Origin of the sequence: Leclercia adecarboxylata (assembly GCF_035787115.1) — a bacterium.
Taxonomy (GTDB): Bacteria; Pseudomonadota; Gammaproteobacteria; order Enterobacterales; family Enterobacteriaceae; genus Enterobacter; species Enterobacter adecarboxylatus_E.
The window spans coordinates 975,257-993,845 of sequence record NZ_JALKTL010000001.1; the positions used below are offsets into that span (position 1 = coordinate 975,257).

Sequence of the window (18,589 nt, forward strand, 5' to 3'; positions counted from 1 at the left end):
AACTGAATCAGGCGGCTGTGTGCGCCATACGTTGTTCACGATTTAATCCCTGAAGCGCCGAAACATCGACGATCAGCGCCACACTGCCATCCCCGAGGATGGTGGCGGCTGAAATACCAGGTACTTTGCGGTAGTTGCTCTCGAGGTTCTTCACCACCACCTGATGCTGACCAATCAGCTGATCGACCAGCAGGGCGTAGCGGCGACCTGCGCTTTGCAAAATAACGACGATGCCCTGCGTGGCTTCGGTTTTCGCGCCGTCCACGTCAAACACTTTCCACAGTTCGACCAGCGGCAGGTATTCGCCACGCACTTCGAGCACGCGCTCACCGCCTGCCAGCGGATGCAGATCTTCTTCACGCGGCTGCAGCGATTCCATCACCGCGTTCAGCGGCAGAATGAATACTTCGTCCGCCACTTTTACCGACATGCCGTCGAGGATCGCCAGCGTCAGCGGCAGCAGGATACGAATAGTGGTCCCCGATCCCTGCTTCGATTTGATCTCAACGTGGCCGCCCATCTCCTGGATATTTCGTTTCACCACGTCCATGCCCACGCCGCGCCCGGAGACGTCCGTCACCTGCTCAGCGGTGGAGAAGCCCGGGGCGAAGATCAGCATGCCCACCTCTTCGTCAGTCATGTTTTCGCTGACCGCCATCCCCTGGGACATCGCTTTCGCCAGAATACGCTCGCGATTCAGGCCCGCGCCGTCATCGGTGACTTCGATGCAGATATTACCGCCCTGGTGTTCCGCAGACAGGATCAGGTTTCCGACCGGGGATTTCCCTGCTGCAACACGGTTTTCCGGCAGTTCGATCCCGTGGTCCAGACTGTTACGCACCAGGTGCGTTAACGGATCGATGATGCGTTCAATCAGGCTCTTGTCCAGCTCGGTGGAGCTGCCCATCAGCGTCAGTTCAATCTGCTTATTGAGCTTACCGGCCAGATCGCGCACCAGACGCGGGAAGCGGCTGAAGACGTATTCCATCGGCATCATACGGATGGACATCACCGATTCCTGCAGATCGCGGGCGTTGCGCTGCAACTGGCCCATGCTGGTGATCAGATCCCCGTGGTTGACCGGGTCCAGCTCGTTGGAACGCTGGGCCAGCATTGACTGGGTGATCACCAGTTCGCCTACCAGGTTGATCAGCTGATCGACTTTTTCAACCGCCACGCGGATGCTGGTCGATTCGCTGGAGCGGGCGGCCGGTTTTTCACGCTCGCCGCGGTTTGGCGCAGCGGATTCGCCGGGGACGGCTTTCAGCGCTGGCGCGGCAGATGCAGCCGGTACCGCAGGCGCAGCCACAACCTCGGCCTCTTCCACCGCCTCGGCTGCCGGTGCATCGGTCACCGTTTCGAAGTCGATCTGCTCAGGTTCAATAACGAAACAGAGCACCGCGATCACGTCATCTTTGCTGATGCCACCGTCGAGGTTGGCGGCCAGCGTGTCCTTGCCCTTCACCACGTTGCTCAGGGTGGCAAGATTGCTAAGCTCCTCTTCCAGAAGGTTAACTTCGCTCTCTTTCAGCCCGGAGAGCACCACGCGCAGACGGTCATCAGCGGCGGGCGCGGTCGCAGGTTCGGGTTCCACGACGCTCAGTTTCGCCGGGCTGACGGCAACGGCTACCGCCTCGCCTTTGGCTTCCAGCGCTAACTGACGCAAGGCGTTGCAGATATATTCAAAGCTGGCAGCGTCCGGCTCTTGCGAGCTTTTATAGGCATCGAGCTGTTCCTGCATAATATCTTTCGTTTCCAAAAACAGGTTAATAATGTCGGTATTGAGCTGCATCTCACCGCGTCGGGCTTCATCAAGCAGGTTCTCCATCAGATGGGTGGTTTCCTGCAAAATGGTAAAGCCAAACGTACCGGCGCCTCCTTTAATGGAGTGAGCTGCACGAAATATGGCGTTGAGCTGCTCTGAATCCGGTGCTTCGGGCACCAGGTCCAGCAGATGTTGCTCCATATCCGCCAACAGTTCGTCGGCTTCATCAAAAAACGTCTGGTAAAAATCGCTAATATCCATGCTCACGCTATCACCTCGGATTGGCTGGTGGCGATGTTGGAACGGCAGCCGAAGGCGCAGGGCCTGGCTGTTTTAAATCATCCAGTGACTCATTCTGACTTTCGGCGTTTTCGTGCAGGATGGCCTGCTCTGCCTGTTTGTTGAGCACTAAGAGACTAATACGGCGGTTGATGGCGTCATCCGGACCGCGGTCGGTTACACGCATGGTGGCTGCCATGCCGACGACGCGCAGCACTTTGCCATCGTCCAGCCCGCCGATCACCAGCTCACGACGGGATGCGTTTGCACGATCCGCCGAGAGCTCCCAGTTGCTGTACCCTTTCTCGCCACCGGCGTAAGGGAAGTCATCGGTGTGACCGGAAAGACTGATTCTGTTAGGGATCCCGTTCAGCACCGGCGCAATGGCGCGCAGGATGTCGCGCATATAGGGCTCTACGTCGGCGCTGCCGGTTTTAAACATCGGACGGTTCTGGCTGTCGATAATCTGAATGCGCAGCCCCTCCTGGACTAAATCGATCTTCAGGTGCGGACGCAGGGCGCGCAGCTTGGGATCCGCTTCGATCAGCTGATCCAGATCGCCACGCAGTTTCTTCAGACGGCTCTGCTCCATACGTCTTTTCAGCTCGTCGATGTTCGGCTCGCGCTTCACCTCGCCCTGCTTTTGCATGTAGTCATCCCCACCGCCCGGGATCGGGCTGTCGCTGTTGGAGATACGCGGACCACCCGACACCGCCGTCGCCAGCGGGGTACGGAAATACTCTGCAATCTGAATCAGCTCTTTCGGGCTGGAGATTGAGATCAGCCACATCACCAGAAAGAACGCCATCATCGCGGTCATAAAATCGGCGTAGGCGATCTTCCATGAGCCGCCATGATGGCCCCCATGCCCTTTATGCTTGCGCTTTTTGACTATGACGATGGGATGGGACTGGTTTTTCATGCGTCCTCAGTGCTCGTCTGCTGGTTTGGGTTCTTCACCGCGCGCACGTGCTCTTCAAGCTCGATAAACGACGGACGCTCGCTGGAGTACAGGGTTTTACGGCCAAACTCTACCGCGATCGGCGGAGCATAACCGTTAAGGTTAGAGAGCAGCGTGATTTTAACGCACTGCATCATTTTGGTGGTTTCAGCGCTCTTCTGGCGTAATACGGTCGCCAGCGGAGAGATAAAACCGTACGCCAGCAGGATCCCGAGGAAGGTTCCCACCATGGCGTGGGCGATCAGCGCCCCCAGTTCTGCCGCCGGACGATCTGCCGAGGCCAGGGCGTGAACGACCCCCATGACCGCCGCAACGATACCAAACGCCGGCAGAGAGTCCCCCACCATCGCCAGGCTGTTGGCCGGCACTTCGGCTTCGCTTTCGTGGGTCTCGATCTCTTCGTCCATTAACGCTTCGATTTCGAAAGTGTTCATGTTGCCGCTGATGATCAGACGCAGATAGTCGACAATGAACTCGAGCATCATCTTATCGGCGATGATGCGCGGGTAGCTGGCGAAGATCTCGCTCTCTTTGGGATTCTCGATATCACGTTCAAGGGAGAACATCCCCTGCTGACGCGATTTGGCCATCAGGCGATAGAGCAGCGCCAGCAGGTCCATATACATACTTTTGGTGTATTTCGAACGACGGAACAGTAACGGCAACGCTTTTAACGTTCCCTTGATCGCCTTGCCGTTGTTGCCAACGATAAATGCCCCCACCCCTGCACCACCGATAATAATCAGTTCGGCCGGTTGATAGAGTGCCCCAAGGTGCCCGCCGGTCATCATATAACCGCCGAAAACTGTACCGAGAACTACCAGGTAACCTAATACGATAAGCACGACATCATCCTTCCGCTAGTGACTGTAGCCAGGATGCGCAGGTCGGGGTTTAGCCGTCTGCGGAGCAAAAAAAAGCAGCGGTAATCTCTTACCGCTGCTGGAATCTTGCCCACACGTTCGGGTTAAACAGCCTGTTCGATCTGTTCATCCAGCAGTTGTGGATTACTATCGGCAGCATCCCGGGAAAGTTTACGTCTTTTTACCGCACGAGACGGCGGCTGGCATAAACTGCAGGCGAAGCTGCCGGCAGGCTGATGCGCGTGGGTGATAAAGTTGCCGTTGCAGCAGTTGCAGCGAGACAGCTCAAGCAATCCACTCTCAACAAAACGCACCAGCGTCCATGCGCGGGTCAGCGCCAGCAACGGGCCCTCTTCAGGCTGCGGACACTGCTCCAGATAGAGTTTATAAGCTTTAATCACCGCATCAACGCCGCTGCATAAGCCGGTTTTGAGCAGATACTGCCAGGCATTACAGAACATGGAAGCATGGATATTCTGCTCCCAGGTCATAAACCAGTCGGTAGAGAATGGCAGCATCCCTTTTGGCGGGGGGCTACCACGTAATTCTTTATACAGCTTGATAAGACGACCACGGCTCAGCTGAGTTTCGCTTTCAAGCATCTGTAAACGAGCACCTAGCGTAATCAGTTCCATGGCCAGCTGAATATCACGCGCTTCCTGAACAATGCTCTTCTCACTCATTTTTATGCCCTTTTCTTACGGGCTACGTCATCAGGCTGGCTGATTTCGTTAAGCAAACGGGTAGAAAGCAGAATGCCGGTATGAACCTGTTGCAGGTCATCCACGCGGGACTCCTGGGTCAGCTGCGTAATCGTCTGGTGGTTATCAAAACGGAACTGGCAAACCAGCTGGTTTGTTTCGGCCAGTTTCACCATCTGCGGCAGCGTCAAACCGCCAAGCGTGGTGGCCATTTCTTCCTGAATGCCCAGACGGAACATCGCGGAGGCTTTATCCTGGCTAATCAAACGTTGTGCAAGCAATAAATATGACAGGTTGATGTCATAAATGTGTTTTAGCAATTCGGATGTATTCATTTATCCCTTCCCGAATAACACTTTAATTTCTTGTGCGGTCGACCCGCACCCCGTGATGTCGCCGGGAAAACCCCGGTAAAAAAAGAAAAGGCTAAAACGCATAGTTGAATTAAGTTTTGTATCGATGAGTCACGTATAGAAAAACAAGTTTTGTCTCTTACACATTTAACACTTCTTACAATTAACTAAGATTTTTCCTAATTCGCGGCAACTTTACCCGTCCCATGTACCACATACAATGCGGCCTCGCCTGAAATTTAAAATAAATGTGACGTAGATCACATAATTTACGTGAATTTGAACCAAAAATCCATCAGCGACACTTCTAATTTGGCTGTTTTTTAAGCGATTAAGTACCGGATATATTCTCCAGACAAGAATATTCATGCAGAAGTATGAACAAAGGCGGCATGTTACTTGCGTGTCGTTGACAAAACACAAATTTGTAACATTCTCTTTTATATCTATCAAAGAAACACTTTTTTAATTATCACTAAAAACAGACAGTTACGTTAAAAAACAGCATAATTGATTACCATGCGTTACCATTAGCATTTTGAAGCATATGTAAAAAAATCTTTCAAATACAGGGGCATTAAATTGTATGATTTACGTTAAGGAAGCCTGTTTTGACCATTTCGTCCAGTCCCTCGCTATTCATTGCATAAGAATAATTAATGAATAATTATGATAAGTATCACACTAATGCCATCTTTGGCTCTTGCGCAAAAAAAGTAATCGCGCTAATGCTGAAGTATGTGCCATAACCCTACATTACAGGCGGGTAAAATGAGTTACTCCCATATCCTTGTTTCTGTTTCACTTTCTTCAGAAAGCCATCAATTAATCGCCAAAGCCGTCGCCATCGCCAGGCCGACACGGGCGCGTATTACCCTGGTGACGCTGACGGCTGAACCGGAGATGTATAATCAACTGGCAGCACCGATGCTGGAAGATATTCGTGGGGTTATTCAGGAGGAAAGCAGACAATTTCTTGAGGATCTTATTGCCCGCGCAGAATATCCCATCGCGCAAACAGTGTGCGCGACAGGCGAATTAAGCGAGCAAATAAGTGATATATGTCAACAGCAGAATATAGATTTAGTGATATGCGGAAATCATAACCAGAGTTTTTTTTCGCGCGCAACCTGTTCCGCCAAAACAATAGTCAATAACAGCCACGTGGACGTACTTTTAATTCCGCTCAGCGCAGAATAAAACGCTGAGCGGAATATATTCAGGCCAGTTTAGGGAAAGTTACGACCTTTTTTTGCAGATTGCTCTCCACGCTTCGGGGAGTAATCTCGTTCAAATCTTCTATGAAGCGCGCCTGCCAGCGGTCTATGTCATTTTCGCGGATCACCTTCATCATCTCCGCATGACGCGAAATACGCTCTGTTAGCGGCATATTCAGCGCACGGTGCAGGGCATTTGCCACGTCGTCCCGATCGTAGGGATTGACGATGAGCGCCGACGTCAGCTCATTGGCGGCACCCGCGAATTGCGATAATACCAGCACGCCTGGGTCGGCCGGGTCCTGCGCCGCGACGTACTCTTTCGCCACCAGGTTCATCCCGTCACGCAGCGGCGTGACCAGCCCGACATCGGCATAGCGGAACACTTTCATCAGGATTTTGCGTTCAAAGTGCTGATTCAGGTAGAACAGCGGCGTCCAGCCCAGCTGGCCGTAACGGCCATTAATGCGGCCAGCTTCGGTTTCCAGCTGGTGACGAATGTCCTGATAGGCCTGCACTTCGCCGCGCGAGGTGGGCGCGATTTGGGTATAGCGGATTTTGCCGTGATGCTCAGGATATTTATCCAGTAGCGTCTCATAGGCCTGAAAACGTTCCGGCAGCCCTTTGGAATAATCCAGGCGCTCCACGGAGAAGATGTTTTTTACGTGCTTGAGCTCCTCTTTAAGCTGAGCAAGCTTCGGTGGCAGCGGCCCGGACGCCTGCGTGGCGATGTCGTCCGGCTCAATACCAATAGGATAGACCGCCGTCTGGAAACGCTTGCCCCATGCAGAGTGCGTTTGATCGTCATGTGCCGTTAGCCGCGTTTTACTGGCGACAGCGTCGAGGAAGGCCAGACGATCGTTTTCGGTCTGGAAGCCCAATAGATCATAATCGCAAAGCTGTTCAAGCAGCTCTTCACCCGGCGGCAGGGCGTTGAAGATCTCAGGGGTCGGGAACGGAATATGCAGGAAAAAGCCAATCCGGTTGTTCACGCCGCGCTTGCGCAGCTCACCGGCAAACGGCAGCAGGTGGTAATCATGAACCCACAGCACATCGTCTGGCTGGACTAACGGCTGCAGTTTATCGGCCAGCAGACCGTTGACCCGCTGATACCCTTCCCAGGCCTCACGCTTATACTTCACCAGATCCAGACGATAGTGGAAAGCAGGCCACAGTACAGCGTTCGAGAACTGGCAGTAATACTCTTCGTAATTCTGTTCACTCAGATTAAACGAGGCCCAGGTGATGTTCCCGCGTGTCACCTTTTTTAACGGCTTTTCCTCACAGCCGATCTCCCCGCTCCAGCCAAACCAGAGCCCCCCCGTACTTTTTAACGCCCCCAGCACCCCAACAGCCAGGCCACCTGCGCTGGCTTTTTTATCATCCGGGGGAGCGATGCGGTTAGAAACTACGATCAAGCGACCCATAAGGTTTTCTCCTGTTGATTTGCGCTATTTCTTGTTCTTGTTGATGGTTAGCGGCTTTTATTACCCATTGCCAGACATCAGGTACCGTTGCCAGCCGCCAGCTGGCTTTGGTCTCTCCTGCGCCGACTTTCACTGATATTCCTTTAAGCTGATTGACCACTTCAAAGCCGTGTTCGTCGGTGAGGTCATCACCAAAGAATACCGGCGTTCTGCCGAGGAAAGGCGCCTCATGCATAAAGGTAGAGATAGCTTCGCCTTTGTGGATCCCTCTCGGTTTGATTTCGACCACGCATTTACCTGGCTGGAGTGACAGCTGCGGGTTGTCGCGCACCACCTGCTCCGCCAGGGCGAAAATCGCCTGCTCGTGTTCAGGGGCCTGACGGTAGTGGAGCGCAAACGCCATCCCTTTGGCCTCAAGCTCGGTGCCGGGCAGACCTAAAAGCGCCGTCGTGAACTGCGCATGCAGCGTCTGGACCAGATCCGAGGGAAGGGAAACGGATTGCGAATGACCATGGATGTCGCGGCGCTCGGCTCCGTGTACACCGGCAAGCGGGAAACGGTAGGGTTCGGCAAGCTTGTCCAGCTCACCCATTGAACGCCCTGATATCAATGCCAGTGCCCCCTCATTCAGCTGTGCAAGCTGATTCAGTGCCTGTAACACCTCTGCGGGAACCACTACCTCATCGGGGTGCGGCTTGATGGTGGCAAGGGTCCCGTCGAGGTCGAAAAAGTACGCAAAATTTTCTGATAATAAAGGCGGTGAAGCTAACGTATCGGCCACCCTGGTCCTCCTTACAGTTGGCGAGATGAAACCTGTTAACATCTCAGTAGCCATGTAAGTATAGACAGTGTGACGGCGCTCGCCATTTGACACCCCCTCTCCCGCTGCGGCTGGAAAGGGGGGCTACACTTAAAAGTTAGGTCGAGAAAGGCAGAAGAAGGGGTTAAACGGCACGCTTGGCTTTTTGTTTGTAACGGTCGAAAATCACCGCCGCAAGCAGGATCAGGCCACGTACCACATACTGCGAGAACGGGGAGATGTTCAGCAGATTCATTGCGTTCTCAACAGTACCCAGGATCAGGATCCCGGCCACCACATATGAGATTTTTCCGATGCCGCCCTTCAGCGATACGCCACCCAGGACGCAGGCTGAGATGACGATCAGTTCATAGCCGATAGAGGTCATTGGCTGACCGCTGGTCATACGCGACGCCAGAATAATCCCTGCCGCCGCCGACACCAGACCGGAAAGCACGAAGATGATAATCTTGGTCCGTACCACCGGGACACCCGCCAGACGCGCCGCCTCTTCATTACCGCCAATCGCCAGGGTGTTACGGCCAAAGGTGGTTCTGTTCAGCAGAAAACCAAAGATGATAAGACAGGCCACCGTCAGCCAGATAGGGGCTGGCAGGCCGAGCCAGTTGGCATAACCGAGGGCGAAGAAGCGCTCGTCTTCAATCCCCACCGCTTTACCGTCTGAGATGATATAGGCCAGCCCACGCACGATTTGCATGGTGGCCAGCGTCGTGATCAGGGCGTTGATTTTCAGGCGCGCTATCACGAAGCCATTCACCAGCCCGCTGAGGACGCCGAGCATCAGCCCGGCAGCCACCCCAATCCACAGGCTTTCAGTCATGTTGATGACCACCGCGGTGGTGACACCGGCACAGGCGATAACCGAGGCGACCGACAGGTCAAAGTCGCCGGATGCCAGACAGAACAGCATGCCGCAGGCGACCATCCCGGACATCGAGATCGCCAGGCCCAGCCCCTTCATATTAATGAAGGAGGCGAAGTTGGGTACAAAAATGGCGCAGCCGAGGAAGAGTACGGCAAACACCACCAGCATGCCGTATTGATCCCAGATCCGCCCAAAGCTGAAGGCCGATTTCGGCGCTCCGGATGTAGTGACAGAGGACATCTTATTCTCCTTACTCAGGCGACAGCCTGGCTGACTTTAGGCATGGCGAGGCTTAACGCCTGCTGTTCATTCGCCTGTTCATGTAGCAGTTCACCGGCAATGGCCCCTTCACGCATCACCACGATGCGGTCGGCCACGCCCAGCACCTCCGGCAGATCGCTGGAGGCAAAGAGCACCGCCACGCCGCGTTTTGCCAGAGTGTAAATGACGTTGTAGATTTCGTGCTTGGCGCCCACGTCGATACCGCGAGTCGGCTCATCCAGCAGGATCACTTTCATCTCTTCCGACAGCCAGCGGCCGAGGATCGCCTTCTGCTGGTTGCCGCCAGAGAGGTTCATGATGAGTTGCTCTGCACCTGGCGTTTTGATGTTGAGCGAACGAATATGGTGATCGGCATTACTGATTTCCCAGGTATCGTTAATCAGGCATCCGGCGCGAATGGTCTTCCGGCGGGCCGAGATATTGATGTTATCCCGCACCGAGTGCACCGGAATGATCCCTTCGGCTTTACGGTCTTCCGGGCAGAGCATCATCCCCGCGCGAATGGCGTGGGCCGGTTTCTGAATATCGACAGGCTGCCCGTCAATAAACACCTGGCCACCAGTAATGCGGGTACCGCCGAACAACCCTTTCATCAGCTCGCTGCGCCCTGCCCCCACCAGCCCGAACAGGCCGACGATTTCACCGCTGCGCACGGTGAGGCTTACCGGCGTGCGGACGCCCGGTGCTTTGACCTCTTCGAGGCGCAGCAGCTCGCCGCCGTACTGACGGGGTGACCAGTGATAAATGTCTCCCAGATCGCGTCCCACCATCGCCTGGACCAGCTGATCGTGATCAACCTGCTGCATATCGGTGAAGGTGCGGACATACCGGCCATCTTTAAAAACGGTGATCGCATCGCTGAGGGCGAAAATCTCCTCCATACGGTGCGACACGTACAGAATAATGCGCCCCTCTTTACGCAGCTCGCGGATCACCCGAAACAGGTTCTCGATTTCACGCGCCGACAACGAACTCGTCGGCTCGTCAAAAGCAATGACTTTGGCATTGCGGGCCAGCGCCTTGGCGATTTCTACCATCTGCCACTGGCCGATGGAGAGATATTTGAGCGGGGTCTGCGGGTCAATATCCAGCCCGAGGTGCTTCAGCTGCAGACCGGCTTCATAGTTGAGCAGCGAACGGTTTACGAACCCGCCTTTATGCGGAAGCTGCCCAAGATAGATGTTCTCCGCCACGGTCATCTCCGGCACCAGATGCAGCTCCTGGTAGATGATGGCGACACCGGCGTTCAGCGCGGCGGTGGTGTCAGCAAAGGCGACCTCTTTGCCCTGTATGGCCAGCGTGCCTGTCGTGGGGGTGTAGTTTCCGCTGAGGATCTTCAACAGCGTGGATTTTCCGGCGCCGTTCTCCCCCATCAGGGCATGCACCTGACCCGGGTAGCAGTCAAAGCTGATGTCGGTCAGCGCGTTGACACCGGGAAAAGTTTTGCCGATGCCGCGAAAAGAGAGATACGGTTCAGACTGTTGCATAACGTCTCCGAGGATCGAGTAGTGAACGTCTGGCCCCCCGCAGAGACGGGGGGCGCAATCACAGTAAATTACTTACCGCCCAGTCCTTTTTTCTCCAGCTCTGCTTTGAAGTTGTCACGGGTGATCAGCACCACGTCGGTTACTTCAGTGAATTTCGCAGGCTCGGCACCTTTGGTCACCCAGTTATAGAGCATCTCGCTGGACTTATAGCCGTGCACGTCCGGGCTTGGCAGCAGAGAGCCGTAGAAGCCGGTCGCCTGTGCTTTAGAGAGCTCGCTCACCGCATCCACGCCGTTAATGCCGATACCAATCACGTCAGCCGCTTTGAAGCCCTGGCCTTCGGTGGCGCGCACGCCGCCCAGTACGGTGTTGTCGTTCATCCCCACTACCAGCCAGTGTTTCACTTCAGAATGCTGTACCAGCATGGAGTTAGCCGCATCGAAGGCGCCCGGGATGTCGTTGGATTTGGTCGGCACTTTGTAGATCTGTTTTTCCGGGAAGCCGGCCGCTTTCAGGGCATCCATCGAACCGGTGGTACGACGGCGCGCGGTATCCAGCTCATCGGCGGTGATCGCCATGACCGCGGTGTCTTTCACGTCCCAGCCGCGTTTTTGCATCTCTTTATACAGCTCCTGGCCCTGACGCTCGCCAATTTTGGTCGCTGCCATCATCACCAGCGGAACGGTATCCATCGGCGCGCCTTTGGCGTTGACGAACTGATCGTCCACCGCGATGACTTTCATGTCGTAGCCACGCGCTTTCGCCATGATGGCAGAACCCAGCTTGGGATCCGGAGTACAAATGACAAACCCTTTCGCGCCGCTGGCCGCCAGGCTGTCGATGGCGTTCAGCGTTTTTTCACCGTCCGGAACGGCAATTTTAATCACCTCAAAGCCCAAATCTTTCCCGGCTTTATCGGCGAATTTCCACTCCGTCTGGAACCACGGCTCTTCAGGTTGCTTTACCAGAAAACCGAGTTTTAAATTCTCTGCCATAGCGGATTGTGACATAACGGCAGCCAGACCGATGGCCGCCAGCGCTTTAGTAAATTTGTGCATGGTTAACTCCAGCTTTAGCGTTCTAATTTGTAGGGGAAAAGCAACTCAAATCTGCTTAATCGGACTTAAAACAAGGCATTAGCGCCAGTCTTATGTGAAGCGCATTTGCTTGAGATAGTTTTAGCGGGAAATTAATCATCCATAAGAGAGCGCCATCACACCGCAGAATTACAGTAATTGCGTACATAGATTCAGCGAGAAATGACATAAATATGCAGGTATTTGTCGGACAATTAGAAAAGGGTTCAGTAGATTAATCCATAAGATTAGCTAAGAAATCCTTGTGATCCGGGCGCGCTGGCGCCCGATATTCCGTTACCAGGGGCAGTAGATATGTTCGGCATGATCGCGCACCGGCGCGTCATCACCCAGCAGACGTGCAGATAGCGTCAGGGCAAAGTCGAAGGCATGACCTAACCCCTTGCCGCTGATGAGGTTGCCATCTTCCACCACCGGCGCATCGACATAGACGCCGTCCTGAACGGCCTGCCAGAGATCGCCCGAGCAGACATAGCGACGCCCTTTTAACAGGCCATTTCCGCCCAACACGCGCGCCGCGGCCGAACAAATTGGGGCAATGAATTTACCCGCTTCGTCATGGGCCGCGACAAACTTTATTACCTCTGCGCTGGCGGCCAGATTTACGCTACCCTGCGGGCCACCCGGCAGGACGACAGCGTCGTAGTAATTATCAATTTTTTCGGCGAGCGTGCTGTCCGCCACCATGGGGATATCATGGTAGCTCACCACCGCGCGCGACCCGGCGCAGGCCAGAGTTTCTACCTCGATATGCAGGCGACGCAGGATATCGACAGTAATGATCGCCTCCGCCTCTTCAAATCCGGGTGCCAGTAGCACCGCCACTTTTGTCATAGTCAACTCCGTTAGATAAAACAAAACAACGTTTCATTTTCACAAAGTGCAGAGGGCTAAACTTCTTGCTGGATCACAGAACGCGTCATTTCGCGTAAAATGATCCTGCGCAATTTTCATGAGTTGTAAAAATCTATTAATACCTGGAATTATCCCTGTCCCTGACGTGATAATAAATATTCATTACTCTGCTACGCGCAATGTTTTAACATTCTGCTCGCTAAATCCGTGACAGTATTCGTACCCCGTTCATGAGAGGTAAAGTAAAAACCTTATAATTCAATGCATTAATTATTTTTTACCTACCAGTCAGTCTACTATAAACATGCTTTTTTTTAATTTACATATGAAGAGTAAGGTTTAGTAAGAATATATTTATAAGGATTTTCTTATAAGCCTTCCGCTGTTATTATGATTTTACCAGATGCCAAAAGTGAATATTGGATCACATACAAAGGAAACAGAAGAAATTTATTCTGTTGTGAACTATCGTTAATGGTGATTTTTTCAAGGTTACATAAACGAAGATAAGGGAATAGTTATGGCTGTCTCAGGTATGATTAACAAACTCAACTCACAAATGAATCTTGAGTTTCACGCGTCAAATCTCTGTTTACACCTCAGCGAGTGGTGTTCTGAAAACAAGCTCAACGGTACGGCGACTTTCCTGCGCACCCAGGCGCAGAGCAACGTCACGCAGATGATGCGCGTTTTCGATTTTATGAAAGAATCCGGTGCCGTGCCCGTCCTGGAACCCGTTGATATGTCTGATGAAGCCTATTGCTCGCTGGAAGCGATTTTCCAGCGCACGCTGGAAGAGTATGAGGAACGTTGCCAGCAGCTGAATCAGTTAACGGATGAAGCGCGGAAAATGAAAGATAGCTCCACGCTCAATTTTCTGCATGACATTGAAAAAGAACAGCAACAGGATGGCGTTCTACTGAAAACTATCCTTGAAGAAGTCCGTCAGGCACGCCGGGCCGGCATATGTCTGGAACAAACTGATTCGCATCTGCTCAATCTCGTAAACTGTCAGCATCATTAATCCTGCGTTTTATACCCTACCCGGCCTGTGCCGGGTATTTCTGTTATAAAAAAGCATTGCGCATTTTCGCTGTCTTCTATGGGGTATCGGGATCGGTTACGCCAGCGCGACGCACATTCTGCTGATTCAGTCCTTTATGTGAGCCTCATTCCGGGCGGCCTGTTGCCGCCCGTTCATATTATTCTCACAAAACCGTTTCTAAATTCAAAACGTCGGTTTATTTTAGTGAGACTCGCCCTGCGGCGTGAACTTTAGCTCGATGAGCGCAATGGCTTTCTGCACGGCGCGCAGCGTAACAGGGTCGGCCGAGGCAGGATTGCTGGCGAAATCGATGTTTTTCAGCTGGCTGGACATTTTCTCTCGCACCTCTGCGGGAGCGATGATTTCAATCACATCAAGGATCTGTTTGATGACCAGCTGGCATGCAACAACGTCAGAGATCAGTTCCTGATCGGCACTCAGGTTTTGAGACATAGGCTTCTCCTGTTTGAAAGGCCGTCATAGTAACAAAACGCCAGCCCTGATGCGGCGCGCAGGCACAAAAAAACCTGCCGGAGCAGGTTTTTCTTATCAGAACATCGCGCCTGGCGGTACGTCCTTGAAGGTCTTGCAGTAGGATTCGAACATGCTTTTCAGGATTTTGCGCAATTTCATCGGTATGCTCCGGCTAAGTGTTATGCAGGTGTTATTGTTGATGCGCCTATAATATGACCTGCATCACAAAAATCAATGATTTTGTGATATTCATCACGGCAGTTTATTTAAAACAAAACAATGTTCCGATAAAAAATTTTTATAATTCAGTACGTTAATTCATGACCAATTCCTGTAAATTTATAAAAAAAATTTTAAGTGGCAGAGAAAAAATGACCGAAAATATCTCCGGTAAAGCGACCAGCGGCATCTCGCCCGCGGCGCTGCTTGTGGCCGGCGCGTTCTTTATGGAGTTTCTTGATGGCACGGTGATCGCCACGGCGCTGCCGGATATGGCGAAAAGCTTTGGCGTGCAGGCGGTGGACCTCAACATCGGCATCAGTGCCTATCTCATCACCCTGGCGGTACTTATTCCGGCCAGCGGCTGGATCGCCGATCGCTTTGGCGCGCGCAAAGTCTTTACCCTTGCTCTGGCGATCTTCACGCTCGCCTCGGTGCTATGCGGCCTCGCCACCAGCGTCGATCAGTTTGTCGCCATGCGCATACTCCAGGGGATGGGCGGCGCGTTAATGGTTCCGGTTGGCCGCCTTGCAGTGTTACGCACCACGCCGAAGCATCTGTTGATCACGGCCATCGCCACCCTCACCTGGCCCGCGCTGGTGGCGCCGATTATCGGCCCGCCGCTGGGCGGGTTTATTACCAGCTATGCCAACTGGCGCTGGATCTTCTTTATCAATGTGCCCCTGGGACTGATTGCTATTGTACTGGCGCTGCGCATTATTCCGGATATCTATGAAGAAACCCGTCGCCCGTTCGATATGCCAGGCTTTATCGCCACGTCGGTAGCCATGGTGAGCCTGGTCTGTGCCATGGAGATGATGGGGGCGCAGGAGATCGATACGGGTATCACCCTCGCGCTGCTGGCTGTTGGGGTGGTAACAATGATTTATGCCCTGCGCCATTTCAGACGCGCCGAGTGGCCGATGATCCGCCTTGATGCCCTGCAGGTACCCACGTTTCGCGTGACGATGTTTGGCGGGTCATTGTTTCGCGCTTCCATCAGCGCCGTGCCCTTTTTGCTGCCGCTGCTTTTTCAGGTGGGATTCGGAATGGATGCGTTCCACTCCGGTTTGCTGGTGCTGGCGGTGTTTGTCGGTAACCTGACCATTAAACCTGCAACCACGCCCCTGCTACGCTGGCTGGGCTTTAAAAAGCTGCTGCTGATTAACGGCGTACTGAACGTGCTGGCCCTGCTGGCCTGCGCCTTCCTGACGCCGCATACCCCGGTATGGGTCATTATATTGATTCTCTATCTTGGCGGCGTTTTCCGTTCCATTCAGTTTACCGCCATCAGTACCCTCGCCTTTGCGGATGTGCCTTCGCCGCAGATGAGCTATGCGAACACGCTGTTCTCCACCGCGACGCAACTGGCGGTTGGGCTGGGCATTACGCTCGGCGCCATCGGGATCCGCATCGGCGAACTGTTCAGTGAATGGCTGGGGCTGGAAGCACTGCCGGGGATCGGTTTCCGGCTGGCGTTTGTGGCGATTGCGCTGGTTTGTCTGCTGGGAATGGTTGATACGCTGCGGCTGGTAAAAGATGCCGGCAGTGCGGTATCCAGAAAACAGGCATAAAAAAAGCCAGCGCAAGCTGGCTTTTTACTGGTGTTGGCAAATTAGCCGATAATACCGCGGACAAAGGCTTCGATCTCTTTATCCTGGCAGTTCTCGAAGAAGCACTGCTGGAAGCGCTGACCGGTAACCGCTGTTTTGACCAGCTCTGGATCGATAGCGCGCAGGGTGTCGAGATAGTTCTCTTTCACCACAGCCGCTTTCACCTGGTTCAGGATGCCCGCATTACGAACCTGAGGCTCTTTACGCTCTGGCGGGTAACCTTCACCTTTGCGGCCAGTGAAGGCTTTTTCAAAGATAAAGCGTACGTTCAGTTCTGCACCCCAGCCAAAGCCTTTGGCAAACGGCAGAGAGAGCGCGTTACCGTTGTTGATCTGGGCAAACAGGAAGGCATCAGCCGGATCGATGCAGTAGCCACACACCACGCCAGGGTGAATGTTCAGGGACATCAGCGCGCCCTGGCCGGTACCACAACCGGTCACCACGAAATCAACTGCTTTTGAATTCAGCAGAATGCTCGCCATGATCCCCAGGTGAATATAGGTCAGGTGATGATCGTTTTCGTCGCTCATCCCAACGTTATAAACCGGGAAACCTTTCTCTTCAGCAACGGCGTTCAATTCCTTGAGGATGATGGCGTTTTTTGGCGCCTGGCTGTTTTCCATCATCAGTGCAATTTTCATTCTTCGTCTCCTGAATGCGATGCGGGGCATCCCGCTGTGAATAGCTTACCTGACCAACCTTACTACTAAGCAAACGCACTTTCAAATTAAGTGAAAAATAGTTTCAAAAAACAAAGATGCGCTCACAATTTTGTCATCAGAAGGTTTGGGCACCGGTTCATAAACGAATGGCATATGATTGAAGAAGCCAGATGTTCGTGGCAAAGAGAAGTATCAGAACAGGCGGTTATTCCTGGCATTGCGATGCACGTCTGGCGCTAGTATAGAGTATTTCAACGCATCCAGAGTGTTCTATGAAGAGATTATGCACGGTCGGGCTGATGCTGTTACTGGCAGGCTGCGGCATCACCCGTGAAGCGGAAGTCAGCAGCGTCGATGTCACATCGGGGGTCGTGAGGCTCGATTATGGTCAGCCGCTGTTCCAGACCTCCTGGGATGATGCTTATGTCACCCACGGCACGGCAACCCGGGAATGTCAGGCCATGGGATACAGCACTGCCCAGGCCTACGGTCAGCCGATCGAAACCTGTAGCGTGATTAGCGGCTCGCTGTGTCTGAACAAAACCGTAACGATACAGTATCAGTGCCACGGCTATGCTCCCACCCCCGCCACCACCACGTCCGCTTATTATTAATTCTATTGCCAGCGTGACGGCTGGCAATAATATTCTGAACACGAAACAGAATAATTCTCATTAATAATATTTAATGACGCGCAATGCGTTTTATTCCCATTCGTATTATTATCATTTAAATATTAATTTTACCTTTTGCAAATAAATAAATAACAAATTATAGTGATGCCCGCGTTGACCTGTTAATAATAATACGGAGCTACACCATGCTTAAAACTGACATGATCGATAAACTCAATGAGCAAATGAATCTGGAGCTTTACTCCTCCCTGCTCTATCAACAGATGAGCGCCTGGTGTAGCTATCACAGTTTTGAAGGTGCAGCGGCCTTTATGCGTCGTCATGCGCAGGAAGAGATGACCCATATGCAGCGTCTCTTTGATTATCTTACCGATACCGGCAGCCTGCCGCGCATCAACCCGGTGGCTTCGCCGTTTGCGGAATATGCCTCATTAGATGAACTGTTCCGCGCCACCTACGAGCACGAGCAGCTGATCACGCAAAAAATTAACGAGCTGGTACATGCGGCAATGACCAGCCAGGATTATCCAACCTTTAATTTCCTGCAGTGGTATGTGGCAGAGCAGCACGAAGAAGAGAAGCTGTTTAAATCGGTTCTCGATAAATTATCGCTGGCCGGAAAATCAGGCGAAGGGCTGTACTTTATTGATAAAGAGCTGTCGACGCTCGACGCGCAAAATTAATATTCACGCGGCGCCCGATGGCGCCGCGTTATATTTAGTGCCGGCAAATTTTACTTTCGTGTGTTGAAAAGCCCGTCTCCTGCGGAATAAATTTTCCGCGCGCCGCCAGAAATGCCACCAGCTCTGCTGCGGTCAATTCCGATGCGGAACAGGTATGAAAACGCGCCTCAACACCAAAACGCGCCGTAATCGCGGCAATCAGACTCGCCTCGCTGTACTGCTCGCCGGACGCGATCATCATCGTCAGCACCTCGTGCCCATGAATTGATGCCATAAATCCTCCCGA

20 protein-coding genes are annotated in these 18,589 nt (G+C 53.1%); 5 read left to right on the forward strand and 15 right to left on the reverse strand.

Annotated elements, in window-relative coordinates; translation table 11 throughout:
• Positions 1–7: 7 nt before the first annotated feature.
• The 5 genes from cheA to flhD form a co-directional block, all read right to left on the reverse strand.
• Positions 8–2,032 (reverse strand): chemotaxis protein CheA, encoded by a 2,025-nt coding sequence (gene cheA / locus MXM41_RS04670; protein ID WP_325930186.1) that lies wholly within the window; start codon positions 2,030–2,032, stop codon positions 8–10.
• Positions 2,033–2,036: 4 nt separating this feature from the next.
• Complete coding sequence (motB, locus tag MXM41_RS04675) at positions 2,037–2,966, reverse strand: flagellar motor protein MotB (protein WP_325930188.1); 930 nt, start codon at positions 2,964–2,966, stop codon at positions 2,037–2,039.
• Positions 2,963–3,850 carry a flagellar motor stator protein MotA gene (gene motA / locus MXM41_RS04680; protein ID WP_103180094.1) on the reverse strand — a complete coding sequence of 296 codons (888 nt, stop codon included), beginning with the start codon at positions 3,848–3,850 and terminating at the stop codon, positions 2,963–2,965. Before motA ends, motB begins: the two co-directional genes overlap by 4 nt.
• Positions 3,851–3,972: 122 nt before the next feature.
• A complete protein-coding gene (gene flhC, locus MXM41_RS04685; protein WP_325930190.1) occupies positions 3,973–4,551 on the reverse strand; it encodes a flagellar transcriptional regulator FlhC in 579 nt (192 codons plus the stop codon).
• A 2-nt stretch (positions 4,552–4,553) separates the two neighbouring features.
• The gene (flhD, locus tag MXM41_RS04690) at positions 4,554–4,904 is read right to left on the reverse strand and encodes a flagellar transcriptional regulator FlhD (protein ID WP_039030858.1); all 351 of its coding nucleotides are present in this window, start codon (positions 4,902–4,904) and stop codon (positions 4,554–4,556) included.
• A 789-nt stretch (positions 4,905–5,693) separates the two neighbouring features.
• Here flhD and uspC point away from each other — a divergent pair.
• Complete coding sequence (gene uspC, locus MXM41_RS04695; protein WP_325930197.1) at positions 5,694–6,122, forward strand: universal stress protein UspC; 429 nt, start codon at positions 5,694–5,696, stop codon at positions 6,120–6,122.
• A gap of 19 nt (positions 6,123–6,141) precedes the next feature.
• On the opposite strand, the gene otsA is transcribed toward uspC, so the two are convergent.
• The 6 genes from otsA to MXM41_RS04725 form a co-directional block, all read right to left on the reverse strand.
• Positions 6,142–7,566, reverse strand: a complete 1,425-nt coding sequence (gene otsA / locus MXM41_RS04700; protein WP_325930200.1) for an alpha,alpha-trehalose-phosphate synthase — start codon at positions 7,564–7,566, stop codon at positions 6,142–6,144.
• Positions 7,541–8,347 (reverse strand): trehalose-phosphatase, encoded by an 807-nt coding sequence (gene otsB / locus MXM41_RS04705; RefSeq protein ID WP_325930202.1) that lies wholly within the window; start codon positions 8,345–8,347, stop codon positions 7,541–7,543. The genes otsA and otsB overlap by 26 nt, the downstream gene beginning before the upstream one ends.
• A gap of 163 nt (positions 8,348–8,510) precedes the next feature.
• Complete coding sequence (gene araH / locus MXM41_RS04710; RefSeq protein ID WP_325930205.1) at positions 8,511–9,491, reverse strand: arabinose ABC transporter permease AraH; 981 nt, start codon at positions 9,489–9,491, stop codon at positions 8,511–8,513.
• Between the two features lie 14 nt (positions 9,492–9,505).
• A complete protein-coding gene (gene araG, locus MXM41_RS04715) occupies positions 9,506–11,020 on the reverse strand; it encodes an L-arabinose ABC transporter ATP-binding protein AraG (protein WP_325930207.1) in 1,515 nt (504 codons plus the stop codon).
• Between the two features lie 68 nt (positions 11,021–11,088).
• Positions 11,089–12,078, reverse strand: coding sequence for an arabinose ABC transporter substrate-binding protein AraF (gene araF / locus MXM41_RS04720; protein ID WP_325930209.1), 990 nt, complete (start codon positions 12,076–12,078; stop codon positions 11,089–11,091).
• Positions 12,079–12,393: 315 nt separating this feature from the next.
• Positions 12,394–12,951, reverse strand: a complete 558-nt coding sequence (locus tag MXM41_RS04725; RefSeq protein ID WP_325930211.1) for a DJ-1 family glyoxalase III — start codon at positions 12,949–12,951, stop codon at positions 12,394–12,396.
• Between the two features lie 541 nt (positions 12,952–13,492).
• Between MXM41_RS04725 and MXM41_RS04730 the strand changes: the two genes are divergently transcribed.
• On the forward strand, positions 13,493–13,996 hold the full coding sequence (locus MXM41_RS04730; RefSeq protein ID WP_325930213.1) for a non-heme ferritin-like protein: 504 nt from the start codon (positions 13,493–13,495) through the stop codon (positions 13,994–13,996).
• Between the two features lie 222 nt (positions 13,997–14,218).
• Here the strand turns inward: MXM41_RS04730 and MXM41_RS04735 are convergent, their stop codons facing one another.
• Together MXM41_RS04735 and azuC are read right to left on the reverse strand one after the other, a co-directional pair.
• On the reverse strand, positions 14,219–14,470 hold the full coding sequence (locus MXM41_RS04735) for a DUF2766 family protein (protein WP_039030868.1): 252 nt from the start codon (positions 14,468–14,470) through the stop codon (positions 14,219–14,221).
• A 96-nt stretch (positions 14,471–14,566) separates the two neighbouring features.
• Positions 14,567–14,650, reverse strand: coding sequence for a stress response protein AzuC (gene azuC, locus MXM41_RS04740; RefSeq protein WP_098946254.1), 84 nt, complete (start codon positions 14,648–14,650; stop codon positions 14,567–14,569).
• Between the two features lie 212 nt (positions 14,651–14,862).
• Here azuC and MXM41_RS04745 point away from each other — a divergent pair, with 212 nt between their 5' ends.
• Entirely contained in the window at positions 14,863–16,284 is a 1,422-nt protein-coding gene (locus tag MXM41_RS04745; RefSeq protein WP_325930215.1) for an MFS transporter, read from the forward strand.
• Between the two features lie 41 nt (positions 16,285–16,325).
• On the opposite strand, the gene MXM41_RS04750 is transcribed toward MXM41_RS04745, so the two are convergent.
• Positions 16,326–16,964 (reverse strand): RpiB/LacA/LacB family sugar-phosphate isomerase, encoded by a 639-nt coding sequence (locus MXM41_RS04750; protein ID WP_325930217.1) that lies wholly within the window; start codon positions 16,962–16,964, stop codon positions 16,326–16,328.
• 293 nt (positions 16,965–17,257) lie between these two features.
• Here MXM41_RS04750 and yecR point away from each other — a divergent pair, with 293 nt between their 5' ends.
• Positions 17,258–17,599 carry a YecR family lipoprotein gene (gene yecR / locus MXM41_RS04755; protein WP_325930219.1) on the forward strand — a complete coding sequence of 114 codons (342 nt, stop codon included), beginning with the start codon at positions 17,258–17,260 and terminating at the stop codon, positions 17,597–17,599.
• A 206-nt stretch (positions 17,600–17,805) separates the two neighbouring features.
• Entirely contained in the window at positions 17,806–18,303 is a 498-nt protein-coding gene (ftnA, locus tag MXM41_RS04760; protein ID WP_325930221.1) for a non-heme ferritin, read from the forward strand.
• A 34-nt stretch (positions 18,304–18,337) separates the two neighbouring features.
• Here the strand turns inward: ftnA and MXM41_RS04765 are convergent, their stop codons facing one another.
• Positions 18,338–18,577: a YecH family metal-binding protein gene (locus MXM41_RS04765; RefSeq protein WP_325930223.1), complete on the reverse strand. Its 240-nt coding sequence runs from the start codon at positions 18,575–18,577 to the stop codon at positions 18,338–18,340.
• Positions 18,578–18,589: the final 12 nt, after the last annotated feature.